Raw genomic sequence first — 12,245 nt, 5'->3', positions numbered from 1 at the left:
TTAAACTCTTCTACGCTTCGGCGGACGGCATCCGTTGTGCGGAATCGGAGTAACATCTTTGATCATGTTTACTTCGAGGCCAGTTGCCTGCAGGGAACGGATTGCGGCTTCACGGCCGGCACCAGGACCCTTAACGTATACTTCGACCTGCTTGAGGCCATGTTCCATAGCTGCTTTTGCAGCCGTTTCTGCTGCCATCTGTGCAGCGAACGGCGTGCTCTTACGGGAGCCACGGAAACCAAGGCCGCCTGCGCTGGCCCAGGAAAGTGCATTACCGCTCTTATCGGTAAGCGTTACAATCGTATTGTTAAACGTAGAACTGATATGGGCTACGCCATATTCGACGTTCTTACGAACTTTTTTCTTCGTGCGGACTGCTTTCTTAACTGCCACCAGTTAACCCTCCTTTATTTCTTCTTGCCTGCTACGGCCTTTTTCGGGCCTTTACGGGTACGGGCGTTGTTCTTGGTGTTCTGACCACGAACGGGCAGACCAAGACGGTGGCGACGACCACGGTAGCAGCCGATATCAACGAGTCTCTTGATGTTCATCTGACGTTCACGGCGAAGGTCACCTTCTACCATAACGTTATTATCGATGGCATCACGAAGTTTTACAACTTCATCCTCCGTGAGGTCACGCGTACGGGTATCCGGGTTGATACCAGTCTCCTTCAGCAGATCCTTGGAAGTCTTCAGACCAATACCGAAGATGTACGTTAATGCAATTTCAATTCTCTTGTCACGGGGTAAATCTACACCGGCAATACGTGCCATTAATAAAGCACCTCCTTATTTCTTAATTAACCTTGTCTCTGTTTATGCTTCGGATTTTCGCAGATGACCATAACACGGCCTTTGCGCTTAATGACTTTGCATTTTTCACAAATCCGCTTTACTGACGGTTTTACCTTCATTTTCGTTGTGCCCCCTTTTCCTTATTGTCAGTCTCATTTTGCTAGTATAGCATGTTTGCTCCCCCTTGCCTAGTGGCAAAGTGAATTTTTTTATAAAAAATTTGAAATGATAACAAACACAGCAAACTATAAGCAAAAGCGGAGATGACCTTATTTGAATCGGTAGGTTATACGGCCACGCGTTAAGTCATACGGCGTGAGTTCGATAGTGACTTTGTCTCCCGGAAGGATACGGATGAAGTTCATGCGAATCTTGCCGGATACATGCGCCAGTACAACATGACCATTCTCTAGCTCAACCTGGAACATTGCATTTGGCAGTGCCTCCAGGACTTTGCCTTCTACTTCAATAACATCTTGTTTCGACATGTTTTTCTCCTCTTGCAGATGTATAAATTGGTTGGGCCAAAGTCATCTAAGGAGCTTTTGCATTTCTTAGAAATGCCATGCCCAACAACAGGTTGTTAATCAAAATTCTTTAATCATTGTAATGGGCGGCAGTTCCTGCCGCCCTTACAACAATCTCTATCGCTGCGTGAATTTCACCAACGGTTTGACTCAGCCCTTCAGAACTGCAATGAGGTCTGCGGTAACTTTGTCAATCGCCTGTCTGCCATCCACTTCCGTGTAGAGGCCTGCTTTTTGATAGTAATCAATCAGCGGGCGGGTGCTGTCTTCGTATACGGAGAGACGACTCTTCATCGTTTCTTCCGTATCGTCAGCACGCTGGAAGAGTTCGCTGCCGCACTCATCGCAAGTTCCTTCCGTCTTGGACGGGTTGAACTTCACGTGGTAGGTAGCACCGCATTTTTTGCAAATGCGGCGGCCCACAGCGCGTTCGATAAGGTCAGCTGCCGGAACATTGATGTTCAGGACACGCGTCAGGCTTAAACCGAGGTCTTCCAAAATACCTTTGAGGGCATCTGCCTGGTCAACGGTACGGGGGAAACCATCGAGGATAAAACCTTTCTTGCAGTCATCTTTGGCAAGACGCTCACGGACAATGCCGATGGTAACTTCGTCAGGAACGAGCTTACCTGCGTCCATGCAGGCTTTCGCCTGCTTGCCAAGTTCGGTGCCTTCCTTCACAGCTGCACGGAACATATCGCCCGTGGAGATGTGAGGAACACCAAACGCTTTGACCAGTTCAGCCGCCTGCGTGCCTTTACCGGCACCCGGGGGGCCCATTAACAGGATATGCATGTTTTTGCCTCCTTTATTTCATGAACCCTTCGTAGTGGCGCATAACAATCATGGCTTCAATCTGCTTCATGGTCTGAAGGGCAACGCCCACGACAATCAGCAGGGCCGTACCGCCAAAGTATACACCCTGAATATTGGTAGCGGCTGCTACCATATTCGGCAGTACTGCGATGAAGGCCAGGAAAATCGAGCCAGCAAGCGTGATACGAGTCATGACATGATCTAAATAATCTGCCGTTGGCTGTCCCGGACGGATGCCCGGGATGAAACCACCGTATTTTTTCAGATTCTCTGCCATATCCGATATCTTTACAGTAACCGCAGTATAGAAGTAGGTAAAGAAGATTATCATGCCTACATATAATGTAGTCTGTAACGGTTTACCCCACTCCAGATAACTGGCAACGGTCTTTACCCAGGGAATCTCAATAAACTGGGCAATGGTTACTGGAAACATCAGCACGGATGACGCAAAGATAATTGGGATTACGCCCGCCTGATTGACTTTCAGGGGAATGTGGCTGGAATGACCACCGTAGGTGCCACGGGCACCAACCCGTTTCGTGTAGGAAATGGGAATGCGGCGGAAGCCATTTTCTACATGTACTACGAATACCACCATAGCGATTGCAATGAGAGCAAACATAAACACGGAGAAGTAGCTGATGGTTCCAGCCTGGACGTAATGATAAATGGTGCCGATGTTTTTCGGCAGAGCTGCTACGATACCGGCGAAGATGATAAGGGAAATACCGTTACCAACACCGTTAGCCGTAATCTGCTCACCGAGCCACATCAAGAACACCGTGCCCGCCGTCAGCGTGATTGCAATAATCAGGATGTTGACGGGACTTGGATTCAAAATAGCTGCCTTCAGGCCGATGGACATGCCAATCGCCTGGAGGAAAGCCAATACTACCGTGAGGTAGCGTGTAACCTGGGTGGTCTTTTTGTGTCCTTCCTGACCTTCCTTCGACCACTGCTCCAGTGTGGGGATTACCACATTCAGCAGCTGAATGATAATCGCCGCATTGATGTATGGAGTAATGGACATTGCGAAGATGGAGAACTTACTGAAAGCACCACCAGAAAAGAGATCTAACAGACCAAAGAGGTTGCCGTTTGCGAACAACTGCTCAATCGCTGTCGGGTCAACCCCCGGAACGGGGATATGCGTCCCCATCCGGAAGATGGCAAACATAATCAAAGTAAAGGTTATTTTCTGCCTAAGCTCCGGAATTTTCCATACGTTGCCAAGGGCTGAAAGCACCTTACTTCACCTCAATCTTCTCGATCTGGCCGCCTGCAGCGGTGATTTTCTCTTCAGCGGACTTCGTGAAGCCGTTAGCACGAACCGTCAGCTTCTTCGTGAGTTCGCCGTTGCCGAGAATACGGATGCCATCCTGAACGTTCTTCAGGATACCTGCTTCAACGAGAACAACGGGATCAACCGTCGTGCCATCTTCGAAGCGGTTCAGGGATTCAACATTCACTTCAGCGAAGGTCTTAGCCCAGATATTCTTGAAGCCGCGCTTCGGGAGACGACGGTACAGAGGCATCTGGCCACCTTCGAAACCCGTGCGAACGCCACCGCCGCTGCGGGAGTTCTGGCCTTTCATACCTTTACCGGAAGTCTTACCATTGCCGGAACCAAGACCGCGACCTACACGGTTGCGAACCTTGCGGGAACCAGCTGCTGGCTGTAATTCATGTAATTTCATCTGCGTGCACCTCCTGTTCTTATCTTATTCTGCGATTTTTTCTACGGTAATCAGATGCTCAACTTTGTGGAGCTGACCGCGGATAGCCGGGTTGTCCGGCAGTTCAACAACAGAGTTGATCTTGCGCAGGCCAAGAGAACGAACAGTCTTGCGCTGCGTTTCGGGACGGCCGATAAGGCTTCTTTTAAGAGTTACTTTAATTTTTGCCATTTTCGCGCCCTCCTTAACCTAAGATTTCCTGAACCGTCTTGCCACGGAGTTCAGCAACCGTTTCAGCACGCTTGAGGGCCTTGAGGCCTTCCATCGTAGCGCGTACCATGTTGTTCGGGTTGGAAGAACCCAGGGACTTGGTCAGAATGTCATGGATGCCGGCGAGTTCCAATACGGCACGAGCCGGGCCGCCAGCGATAACACCGGTACCTTTGGCAGCCGGCTTCAGCATAACTTTACCAGCACCGAAGATGCCGAGCATCTCATGAGGAATCGTACGGCCATCGAAGAGAGCAACCTCAACGAGGTTCTTCTTTGCATCTTCAACGCCTTTGCGGATAGCTTCGGGAACTTCAGCAGCTTTGCCGAGACCTACGCCAACTTTGCCCTTCTTGTTGCCAACAACAACGAGAGCACTGAACGAGAAGCGGCGGCCGCCCTTGACGACTTTCGCAACTCGATTTATGTATACAACTTTCTCCTCGAACTCTGGAGTTTCGTTGTCCATATTTCTAGCCATTCATTTACCTCCTTCAGTATTGATGATTTAGAACTTCAGACCTGCTTCACGAGCAGCTTCAGCCAGAGCAGCCACACGGCCATGGTATACATAACCGCCACGGTCGAAAACAACTTCGCTGATACCCTTTTCGAGAGCACGCTTAGCAACTTCAGCACCGATAGCCTTAGCTGCTTCGATGTTGCCGCCGTAGTTTTCAAAGCCCTTGTCCTGAGTGCTTGCGGAAACGAGCGTTACGCCCTTTTCATCATCAATGACCTGAGCATAAATGTTTGCCAGGCTGCGATATACGTTGAGGCGCGGACGAGCTGCCGTACCTGCGATATGGTTGCGGACACGCAGATGACGTTTCTGACGTGCCTTATTTTTATCTGCTTTAACCAGCACAGAGATTCACTCCTTTCTCGAATCAGTACCTTATTTCTTGCCCTTAGCGCCGGCTTTACCTTCTTTACGACGGATATGTTCGCCAGCGTATTTGATGCCCTTGCCTTTGTACGGTTCGGGTTCACGGAAGCTGCGGATTTCAGCGGCAATCTGGCCAACAACTTCTTTGTCGATACCAGAAACCGTGATAGCGTTAGCAGAGGGGCATTCGAATTTGATGCCCTTCGGCGGTTCAACAACTACCGGATGGGAGAAACCCAGGGACAGGTTCAGCGCGGTGCCCTTGAGCTGAGCACGGTAGCCGACACCATTGATTTCGAGGTTCTTGGAGAAACCTTCCGTTACGCCGATAACCATGTTGTTAATGAGCGTACGGGAAAGACCATGGAGAGATCTGTGGGTCTTATCGTCGGAGGGACGTTCTACTTTCAGAACGTTACCTTCAACGGTTATTTTCATTTCCGAGCTAATCTGGCGGGAAAGTTCACCTTTCGGGCCTTTAACACTTACCAAATTGTCATCGCCAACAGTGACGGTTACGCCAGCTGGGATTTCAATCGGTGCATTACCAATTCTTGACATCTGTACACCTCCTGACTACTTTTCGATTACCAAACGTATGCAACAACTTCGCCGCCAAGGCCAGCTTTACGAGCCTGCTTGTCGCTCATGATGCCCTTGGAAGTGGAGATGATGGCGATACCCAAGCCGCCGAGAACGCGGGGCAGTTCGCTCTTCTTAGCGTACTGACGCAGGCCAGGCTTGGAAATACGTTTGATACCGGAAATAACCTTCTCACGGTTCGGGCCGTATTTGAGGGAAACAGAGATAACGCCCTGCTTGCCATCTTCAGTGAAGGTGTAGTCCTTGATGAAACCCTCTTCCTTCAAAACTTCAGCGATAGCCGTTTTGATTTTGGAACCCGGGATTTCAACACTTTCGTGGTATACACTGTTTGCATTGCGCAAACGAGTCAGCATATCTGCAATAGGATCAGTCATTGCCATTGAATCGATATCCTCCTTTTACTTAAATCAATCTTACCAGCTGGCTTTGGTTACGCCAGGGATAGCGCCTTTGTAGCTCTGCTCACGGAAGCAGATACGGCACATATCGAACTTACGCATATAACCATGCGGACGGCCGCAAATTTTGCAACGGTTGTAACCGCGAGTGGAGAACTTCGGTTCTTTGCTCCACTTTTCTACCATAGCTTTCTTAGCCAAGTTTCCTTACCTCCTTATGCTTTGAACGGCATACCCATGAGTTTCAGGAGCTCTCTGGCTTCTTCATCCGTCTGTGCCGTCGTAACGATAACAATGTTCATACCACGGAGCTTGTCGATCTTATCGTATTCGATCTCCGGGAAGATGAGCTGCTCTTTCAGGCCGATAGCGTAGTTACCGCGACCATCAAAAGCCTTGTCGCTTACACCGCGGAAGTCACGTACGCGCGGCAGGGCAACGTTCATGAACTTATCGAGGAACTGGTACATGCGCTGACCGCGAAGGGTTACTTTGCAGCCGATGGGCATGCCTTCACGCAGTTTCCAGGCAGCGAGGGATTTCTTTGCACGGGTCAGGAGCGGCTTCTGGCCGGAGATGATCGTCAGATCAGCTACAGCAGAGTCCAGAGCCTTGGGGTTACCAACGGCTTCGCCTACGCCCATGTTGATGATAATCTTTTCAACTTTCGGAAGCTGCATTACGTTCTTGTAACCGAACTTTTCGGTCATAGCCTTGCAGACTTCGTTCTGATATTTTTCCTGTAATCTATCCACTTATGCTCCTCCTTTCCAAATTATTTCGTCTGGTCGATAACTTCGCCGCACTTCTTGCAGGCGCGAACCATCTTGCCATTGACTTCTTTATGAGCAACGCGGGTTGCTTTGGAGCATGCCGGGCAAACCAGCATAACTTTGCAAGCGTGCATGGGCATTTCCTTTACCAGGATACCGCCCTGGGGAGCCTTCTGGTTCGGCTTCGTGTGACGCTTAACTTTGTTAACGCCTTCCACAACAACCTTACCGTGCTTGGGCATAGCAGTGATAACCTTGCCCTGCTTGCCTTTATCTTTGCCGGACAATACAACGACCGTATCGCCCTTCTTAACGTTCATCTTAACGAATGCCAAAATCGCACCTCCTCACAATTAAAGTACTTCAGGAGCCAGGGAAACGATCTTCATGAAGTCTTTATCGCGAAGTTCTCTAGCTACCGGTCCGAAGATACGCGTACCTTTCGGAGTCTTGTCTTCTTTGATGATAACTGCGGCGTTTTCATCGAAACGGATATAGGAACCGTCTGCACGACGCAGGCCTTTCACGCTGCGAACGACAACTGCCTTAACGACATCGCCCTTCTTAACCGTGCCACCCGGAGCTGCGGATTTAACTGCAGCTACGATAACATCACCAATGTTGGCATACTTGCGGTAAGAACCACCGAGAACGCGGATGCACATAATTTCTTTTGCACCAGTGTTGTCGCCAACCTGCAGGATTGTTTGCTGTTGGATCATTGTTGGACCTCCTTCTTCTTAATTTTGGCTTATTTAGCGCGTTCGATGACTTCGACAACTCTCCAACGCTTGGTCTTGGACAGCGGGCGGGTTTCCATCAGGGATACCTTATCGCCTACGTGAGCATCGTTCTTCTCATCGTGAGCATGGAACTTTACAGTTCTCTTAACCGGCTTCTTGTAGAGCTTGTGCTGCTCGAGCTCTTCTACTGCTACAACAACCGTTTTATCCATTTTGTCGGAAATTACTTTGCCGACTTTAATCTTACGTACGTTTCTTTCGCTCATTAGGGAGCCTCCTTCCTTCTGCATATCAGTGTGCGATTAGGCCTTCAGTTCGGCTTCGCGCTGGATCGTCTTAATGCGGGCGATCGTCTTCTTTACTTCTTTGATACGCATCGGGTTCTCGAGCTGGCCAGTAGCGAGCTGGAAACGGAGGTTGAACAGTTCCTCTTTGAGCGAAGTAAGTTTCTGGTTAAGCTCATCAGCGCTCATTTCACGGATTTCATTAACCTTCATTTACTTCACCGCCCTCTGCTTTTACATCTTCTTTAACAACGAACTTCGTCTTGATCGGCAGCTTGTGGCCTGCAAGACGCATAGCTTCCTGAGCAACTTCACGGGATACGCCGTCCATTTCGAACAGTACGCGGCCCGGTTTAACTACTGCTACCCAGTACTCAGGCGAACCTTTACCGGAACCCATGCGGGTTTCAGCCGGTTTTGCCGTTACCGGCTTATCCGGGAAAATCTTGATCCAAACCTGACCGCCACGTTTGATGTAACGGGTCATAGCGATACGAGCAGCCTCGATCTGACGGTTCGTGATCCATGCAGGTTCCAGAGCAACCAGACCATATTCACCATGGCTTACGGTGTTGCCGCGATGAGCTTTACCCTTCATACGGCCACGGAACTGCTTACGGTATTTAACTCTCTTTGGTAATAACATTAAGCTTCGCTCCCTTCAGCTACAGCCTGACGCTGCTTTCTTTCCGGAAGAACTTCACCCTTGAAGATCCATACTTTTACGCCGATACGGCCATAAGTCGTATGTGCTTCTGCCGTACCATAGTCGATATCAGCGCGAAGCGTGTGCAGAGGAATGCTGCCTTCACGATAAGCTTCCTTACGAGCAATTTCGGCACCGCCAAGACGGCCGCTCAGAGCAACCTTGATACCCTTGGCGCCCAGACGCATCGTACGGCCAACAGCCTGCTTCATAGCACGGCGGAAAGCAATACGGCGTTCGAGCTGCTGAGCAATGTTCTCAGCAACGAGCGTTGCATCCATATCCGGCTGCTTGATTTCAGCGATATTGATGTCAACCTTCTTTTCCGTGTACTTCTTCAGACCTTCTTTGATCTGTTCGATACCGGAACCACCGCGACCGATTACCATACCCGGTTTAGCCGTGTGAATCGTGATCTTGAGGCGGTTCTTGCTACGCTCCGTCTCAACGCGAGAAACACCAGCTGCCTGAAGGCTCTGCTTCAGATAATCGCGGATTTTAATATCTTCATGCAGGTTATCTGCAAAATCTTTGTCTGCATACCACTTAGCATCCCAAGTCTTGACGATGCCAAGACGAATACCATGCGGATTTACTTTCTGACCCAATCCGTTTCCCTCCTTCTTAGTTCTTCTCGTCTACGACGATGGTTACATGGGACGTGCGCTTCAAAATCTTGAAGGCCTGCCCACGGGAACGCGGATGGATGCGTTTCATCGTTGGGCCGTCATCAGCGAAAGCCGTCTTGATGACGAGCTTGTCAACGTCCATATCATAATTGTTCTCAGCGTTTGCAACTGCAGAACGCAGAACTTTTTCAACTACTACAGCGCCAGCTTTCGGCGTGAATTTCAGAATCGCAAAAGCCTCTGCGACGTTCTTGCCACGGATGAGATCCAGGACAACACGAACTTTGCGCGGAGTGATGCGAACGAACTTAGCTACTGCTTTAGATTCCACAAGGATTCTCCTTTCGCAAAATTACTTGAGTCCGGTCTTGCGCTCTTCACCAGCATGACCTTTGAAGGTACGGGTGGGAGCGAACTCACCGAGTTTGTGGCCAACCATGTCTTCCGTTACATAAACGGGAACATGCTTGCGGCCATCATGAACAGCAATCGTATGACCTACGAAGTCCGGGAAAATCGTGGAGCTTCTGGACCAGGTCTTTACAACTTTTTTATCGTTAGCTTCGTTGAGAGCCGTGATTTTCTTCATGAGGCTTTCTGCAACGAAAGGTCCCTTTTTAATCGATCTTGACAAAGTGTATCCTCCTTCCGTCAGGCGGCGTTAAGCTGCCTGCCCGATTCTATCATTATTTCGTGCGGCCTCTGACGATGAGACGATCGGAAGCTTTCTTGCGACGAGTCTTGGCACCCATAGCGCATTTGCCCCACTTGGTAACAGGGTTCTTGCGGCCAACAGGGCTGCGGCCTTCACCACCACCATGCGGATGGTCGTTCGGGTTCATAGCAGTACCGCGGTTCTCCGGACGAACGCCCAGCCAACGGTTACGGCCAGCCTTACCAATCGTAATGTTTTCATGCTCCAGGTTGCCAACTTCACCGATGGTAGCACGGCAGTTGATATGCACCTTGCGAAGTTCGCCAGACGGCATACGGAGGAGTGCGTAATCGCCTTCCTTTGCCATGAGCTGAGCGGAAGTACCAGCACTGCGAACCAGCTGGGCACCCTTGCCAATCTTCAGCTCTACGTTATGAATGGTCGTACCAACGGGGATGTTCTTCAAAGGCAGGGCATTACCAACCTTGATATCGGAATCCGGGCCGGATACAACTTTATCGCCGACTTTCAGACCGTTCGGAGCGAGGATGTAACGCTTTTCACCATCAACGTAGTTGAGGAGAGCGATACGAGCGCTGCGGTTCGGGTCATATTCGATGGTAGCGACGCGAGCCGGGATACCATCCTTGTTGCGTTTGAAGTCGATTACACGATACAGACGCTTGTGGCCGCCGCCCTGATGGCGAACGGTCAGTTTGCCCTGCTGGTTGCGGCCGCCTTTTTTCACCAGGCGCTCAGTCAGGGATTTTTCAGGTTTGCTTGCCGTAATTTCGTCGAAGGAAGCGACGGTCATGAAACGGCGACCTGCAGAGTAAGGTTTAAAACTCTTTACTGCCACTTAAATTTCCTCCTTGCAAGGGTTTACGCTTCGAAAAGCTCAATGCTGCTGCCTGCAGCGAGTTTAACGATAGCTTTCTTATAATCAGCGCGCTTGCCAACGTTGCGGCCCATGCGCTTCGTTTTGCCAAGTACGTTAACCGTATTGACCTTTTCAACTTTTACGTTGAAGATTTCAGCAACTGCTTTAGCAATTTCAATCTTGTTGGCTGCTTTCGCAACAACGAAGACGTATTTGCCTTCAGCCATGAGCTGAGTCGTTCTTTCCGTAATCAGCGGACGGATCAGGATATCACGTGCTTCCATTATGCGAATACCTCCTCGATACGGGTAACGGCATCCTTCGTGATGAACAGCTTGTCATGATTCAGGATATCATGAACATTGAGGCCCATCATGCTGATTGCCTTAACACCCGGAATATTGCGTGCAGACTTTTCTACGTTTTCTGCTTCATCAGCAGTGATGAGGAGAGCCTTCTTCTCAACGGAGAAATCGCTCATCATCTTAACAACCTGCTTGGTCTTGGCAGCTTCGAATTCGAGGCTGTCGAGAACTACCAGTTCGCCATTCTTCACTTTGTCGGAAAGAGCGCACTTGATAGCCAGACGACGCTGCTTGCGGGGCATGCTGAAAGCATACTTGCGCGGATGCGGACCAAATACCGTACCGCCGCCTACCCACAGCGGGCTGCGCGTGGAACCAGCACGAGCACGGCCGGTGCCCTTCTGCTTCCAAGGCTTACGACCGCCACCGCGGACGAAGCTTCTCGTCTTCGTAGCATGCGTGCCGAGACGCTGTGCTGCGAGCTGCATAACAACGGCCTGATGGAGAAGACCTGCGTTCATCTCTACGCCGAAGATATTGTCATTGAGTTCGATATCGCCAACCTGCTTGTTGGTGATGTCATAAACTGCTACTGTAGCCATAATTTAGGTTTTCCTCCTTCCAATTAGTTTTTGCCCGGTTTAACGGTGTTCTTAATCACAACGAAGCTCTTCTTCGGGCCCGGAATAGCGCCCTTGATGAGAATCAGGTTGCGGTCTGCATCTACACGGACAACCGTGAGGCGCTGAACCGTAACACGTTCGCCACCCATACGGCCAGGCAGCTTCTTGCCTTTCAGCACGCGTCCGCCAGGACCGGAAATCATCGCACCAGTGGAACCCGGTTCACGATGGGATTTGGAACCATGGCCCATGGGACCACGAGCAAAGTTGTGACGTTTGATACCGCCGGCAAAACCTTTACCCTTGGAAGTACCAGTAACATCGACTAATTCGCCTTCGCTAAATATGTCAACGCCGATGGAATCACCGACTTTGTATTCAGAAGCATCCTGAAGACGCATTTCGCGGATAAACTTAACCGGCTTAACACCAGCTTTGTCGAAATGGCCCTTCATCGGTTTGTTTACCTTATGTTCTTTTACTTCACCGAAGCCAAGCTGAACAGCATTGTAACCGTCATTTTCAACCGTCTTGTTCTGGATAACGATGTTGTTGCCAGATTCTACAACAGTAACGGGGACAACCTTGCCCTCTTCCGTGAAGATCTGAGTCATGCCCAGTTTTCTACCTAAAATTGCTTTAGACATTCATTCCACCTCCTCGGA

Annotated in this window: 26 protein-coding genes; all 26 read right to left on the bottom strand. The window is 50.0% G+C overall.

What is annotated here, in order from left to right:
* Positions 1–393, bottom strand: a complete 393-nt coding sequence (gene rpsK / locus T320_RS07140) for a 30S ribosomal protein S11 (protein WP_014423859.1) — start codon at positions 391–393, stop codon at positions 1–3.
* Positions 394–407: 14 nt separating this feature from the next.
* Complete coding sequence (gene rpsM / locus T320_RS07135; protein ID WP_026760289.1) at positions 408–776, bottom strand: 30S ribosomal protein S13; 369 nt, start codon at positions 774–776, stop codon at positions 408–410.
* 26 nt (positions 777–802) lie between these two features.
* Positions 803–916 carry a 50S ribosomal protein L36 gene (gene rpmJ, locus T320_RS07130; RefSeq protein ID WP_014423857.1) on the bottom strand — a complete coding sequence of 38 codons (114 nt, stop codon included), beginning with the start codon at positions 914–916 and terminating at the stop codon, positions 803–805.
* Positions 917–1,066: 150 nt separating this feature from the next.
* Positions 1,067–1,285, bottom strand: coding sequence for a translation initiation factor IF-1 (infA, locus tag T320_RS07125; protein ID WP_009645081.1), 219 nt, complete (start codon positions 1,283–1,285; stop codon positions 1,067–1,069).
* Between the two features lie 189 nt (positions 1,286–1,474).
* The gene (locus T320_RS07120; RefSeq protein ID WP_026760288.1) at positions 1,475–2,119 is read right to left on the bottom strand and encodes an adenylate kinase; all 645 of its coding nucleotides are present in this window, start codon (positions 2,117–2,119) and stop codon (positions 1,475–1,477) included.
* A gap of 13 nt (positions 2,120–2,132) precedes the next feature.
* The gene (gene secY, locus T320_RS07115; RefSeq protein WP_014423855.1) at positions 2,133–3,389 is read right to left on the bottom strand and encodes a preprotein translocase subunit SecY; all 1,257 of its coding nucleotides are present in this window, start codon (positions 3,387–3,389) and stop codon (positions 2,133–2,135) included.
* Between the two features lies 1 nt (position 3,390).
* Positions 3,391–3,840: a 50S ribosomal protein L15 gene (gene rplO, locus T320_RS07110; RefSeq protein ID WP_014423854.1), complete on the bottom strand. Its 450-nt coding sequence runs from the start codon at positions 3,838–3,840 to the stop codon at positions 3,391–3,393.
* A 24-nt stretch (positions 3,841–3,864) separates the two neighbouring features.
* Entirely contained in the window at positions 3,865–4,050 is a 186-nt protein-coding gene (gene rpmD, locus T320_RS07105) for a 50S ribosomal protein L30 (protein ID WP_026760287.1), read from the bottom strand.
* Positions 4,051–4,063: 13 nt separating this feature from the next.
* Positions 4,064–4,570 (bottom strand): 30S ribosomal protein S5, encoded by a 507-nt coding sequence (gene rpsE / locus T320_RS07100; RefSeq protein WP_026760286.1) that lies wholly within the window; start codon positions 4,568–4,570, stop codon positions 4,064–4,066.
* Between the two features lie 27 nt (positions 4,571–4,597).
* A complete protein-coding gene (gene rplR, locus T320_RS07095; protein WP_014423851.1) occupies positions 4,598–4,957 on the bottom strand; it encodes a 50S ribosomal protein L18 in 360 nt (119 codons plus the stop codon).
* 30 nt (positions 4,958–4,987) lie between these two features.
* Positions 4,988–5,539: a 50S ribosomal protein L6 gene (gene rplF, locus T320_RS07090; RefSeq protein ID WP_037354398.1), complete on the bottom strand. Its 552-nt coding sequence runs from the start codon at positions 5,537–5,539 to the stop codon at positions 4,988–4,990.
* 26 nt (positions 5,540–5,565) lie between these two features.
* Positions 5,566–5,964 (bottom strand): 30S ribosomal protein S8, encoded by a 399-nt coding sequence (gene rpsH / locus T320_RS07085; protein ID WP_026760284.1) that lies wholly within the window; start codon positions 5,962–5,964, stop codon positions 5,566–5,568.
* A 33-nt stretch (positions 5,965–5,997) separates the two neighbouring features.
* A complete protein-coding gene (locus tag T320_RS07080; protein WP_014423848.1) occupies positions 5,998–6,183 on the bottom strand; it encodes a type Z 30S ribosomal protein S14 in 186 nt (61 codons plus the stop codon).
* Positions 6,184–6,197: 14 nt separating this feature from the next.
* The gene (rplE, locus tag T320_RS07075) at positions 6,198–6,737 is read right to left on the bottom strand and encodes a 50S ribosomal protein L5 (RefSeq protein WP_026760283.1); all 540 of its coding nucleotides are present in this window, start codon (positions 6,735–6,737) and stop codon (positions 6,198–6,200) included.
* Between the two features lie 20 nt (positions 6,738–6,757).
* Entirely contained in the window at positions 6,758–7,075 is a 318-nt protein-coding gene (rplX, locus tag T320_RS07070; RefSeq protein ID WP_173435952.1) for a 50S ribosomal protein L24, read from the bottom strand.
* Between the two features lie 33 nt (positions 7,076–7,108).
* Positions 7,109–7,477, bottom strand: a complete 369-nt coding sequence (gene rplN, locus T320_RS07065; protein ID WP_026760282.1) for a 50S ribosomal protein L14 — start codon at positions 7,475–7,477, stop codon at positions 7,109–7,111.
* A 29-nt stretch (positions 7,478–7,506) separates the two neighbouring features.
* Positions 7,507–7,764, bottom strand: coding sequence for a 30S ribosomal protein S17 (gene rpsQ / locus T320_RS07060; RefSeq protein ID WP_014423844.1), 258 nt, complete (start codon positions 7,762–7,764; stop codon positions 7,507–7,509).
* Positions 7,765–7,800: 36 nt separating this feature from the next.
* Complete coding sequence (rpmC, locus tag T320_RS07055) at positions 7,801–7,995, bottom strand: 50S ribosomal protein L29 (RefSeq protein ID WP_014423843.1); 195 nt, start codon at positions 7,993–7,995, stop codon at positions 7,801–7,803.
* Complete coding sequence (gene rplP / locus T320_RS07050; RefSeq protein ID WP_014423842.1) at positions 7,985–8,428, bottom strand: 50S ribosomal protein L16; 444 nt, start codon at positions 8,426–8,428, stop codon at positions 7,985–7,987. Before rplP ends, rpmC begins: the two co-directional genes overlap by 11 nt.
* Positions 8,428–9,096, bottom strand: a complete 669-nt coding sequence (rpsC, locus tag T320_RS07045) for a 30S ribosomal protein S3 (protein WP_026760281.1) — start codon at positions 9,094–9,096, stop codon at positions 8,428–8,430. Before rpsC ends, rplP begins: the two co-directional genes overlap by 1 nt.
* A 16-nt stretch (positions 9,097–9,112) precedes the next feature.
* Complete coding sequence (gene rplV, locus T320_RS07040) at positions 9,113–9,448, bottom strand: 50S ribosomal protein L22 (RefSeq protein WP_014423840.1); 336 nt, start codon at positions 9,446–9,448, stop codon at positions 9,113–9,115.
* A 21-nt stretch (positions 9,449–9,469) separates the two neighbouring features.
* Complete coding sequence (gene rpsS / locus T320_RS07035) at positions 9,470–9,751, bottom strand: 30S ribosomal protein S19 (RefSeq protein ID WP_014423839.1); 282 nt, start codon at positions 9,749–9,751, stop codon at positions 9,470–9,472.
* Between the two features lie 52 nt (positions 9,752–9,803).
* The gene (gene rplB, locus T320_RS07030; RefSeq protein ID WP_014423838.1) at positions 9,804–10,631 is read right to left on the bottom strand and encodes a 50S ribosomal protein L2; all 828 of its coding nucleotides are present in this window, start codon (positions 10,629–10,631) and stop codon (positions 9,804–9,806) included.
* Between the two features lie 23 nt (positions 10,632–10,654).
* A complete protein-coding gene (gene rplW, locus T320_RS07025) occupies positions 10,655–10,936 on the bottom strand; it encodes a 50S ribosomal protein L23 (RefSeq protein WP_026760280.1) in 282 nt (93 codons plus the stop codon).
* A complete protein-coding gene (gene rplD / locus T320_RS07020; RefSeq protein WP_014423836.1) occupies positions 10,936–11,559 on the bottom strand; it encodes a 50S ribosomal protein L4 in 624 nt (207 codons plus the stop codon). Before rplD ends, rplW begins: the two co-directional genes overlap by 1 nt.
* Before the next feature lie 23 nt (positions 11,560–11,582).
* Positions 11,583–12,227 carry a 50S ribosomal protein L3 gene (gene rplC / locus T320_RS07015; RefSeq protein WP_026760279.1) on the bottom strand — a complete coding sequence of 215 codons (645 nt, stop codon included), beginning with the start codon at positions 12,225–12,227 and terminating at the stop codon, positions 11,583–11,585.
* Positions 12,228–12,245 lie beyond the last annotated feature (18 nt).

This window comes from Selenomonas sp. FC4001 (genome assembly GCF_000701565.1).
Lineage (GTDB): Bacteria > Bacillota > Negativicutes > Selenomonadales > Selenomonadaceae > Selenomonas_A > Selenomonas_A ruminantium_B.
Note: the sequence above shows the minus strand (reverse complement) of the source record. Positions and strands in the feature narration are given on the sequence as shown.

Bases quoted from the DNA above. Each gene is read 5' to 3' on its own strand.
- rpmC (WP_014423843.1), bottom strand. From the start codon at position 7,995: ATGAAGGTTAATGAAATCCGTGAAATGAGCGCTGATGAGCTTAACCAG.
- rplN (WP_026760282.1), bottom strand. From the start codon at position 7,477: ATGATCCAACAGCAAACAATCCTGCAGGTTGGCGACAACACTGGTGCA.
- rplP (WP_014423842.1), bottom strand. From the start codon at position 8,428: ATGTTATTACCAAAGAGAGTTAAATACCGTAAGCAGTTCCGTGGCCGT.
- T320_RS07120 (WP_026760288.1), bottom strand. From the start codon at position 2,119: ATGCATATCCTGTTAATGGGCCCCCCGGGTGCCGGTAAAGGCACGCAG.
- rpsM (WP_026760289.1), bottom strand. From the start codon at position 776: ATGGCACGTATTGCCGGTGTAGATTTACCCCGTGACAAGAGAATTGAA.
- rpsQ (WP_014423844.1), bottom strand. From the start codon at position 7,764: ATGAGCGAAAGAAACGTACGTAAGATTAAAGTCGGCAAAGTAATTTCC.
- rplO (WP_014423854.1), bottom strand. From the start codon at position 3,840: ATGAAATTACATGAATTACAGCCAGCAGCTGGTTCCCGCAAGGTTCGC.
- rpsE (WP_026760286.1), bottom strand. From the start codon at position 4,570: ATGGCTAGAAATATGGACAACGAAACTCCAGAGTTCGAGGAGAAAGTT.
- infA (WP_009645081.1), bottom strand. From the start codon at position 1,285: ATGTCGAAACAAGATGTTATTGAAGTAGAAGGCAAAGTCCTGGAGGCA.
- rplC (WP_026760279.1), bottom strand. From the start codon at position 12,227: ATGTCTAAAGCAATTTTAGGTAGAAAACTGGGCATGACTCAGATCTTC.
- rplX (WP_173435952.1), bottom strand. From the start codon at position 7,075: ATGAACGTTAAGAAGGGCGATACGGTCGTTGTATTGTCCGGCAAAGAT.
- rplW (WP_026760280.1), bottom strand. From the start codon at position 10,936: ATGGAAGCACGTGATATCCTGATCCGTCCGCTGATTACGGAAAGAACG.
- rpmJ (WP_014423857.1), bottom strand. From the start codon at position 916: ATGAAGGTAAAACCGTCAGTAAAGCGGATTTGTGAAAAATGCAAAGTC.
- rplF (WP_037354398.1), bottom strand. From the start codon at position 5,539: ATGTCAAGAATTGGTAATGCACCGATTGAAATCCCAGCTGGCGTAACC.
- rpmD (WP_026760287.1), bottom strand. From the start codon at position 4,050: ATGGCAAAAATTAAAGTAACTCTTAAAAGAAGCCTTATCGGCCGTCCC.
- rpsH (WP_026760284.1), bottom strand. From the start codon at position 5,964: ATGGCAATGACTGATCCTATTGCAGATATGCTGACTCGTTTGCGCAAT.
- rplD (WP_014423836.1), bottom strand. From the start codon at position 11,559: ATGGCTACAGTAGCAGTTTATGACATCACCAACAAGCAGGTTGGCGAT.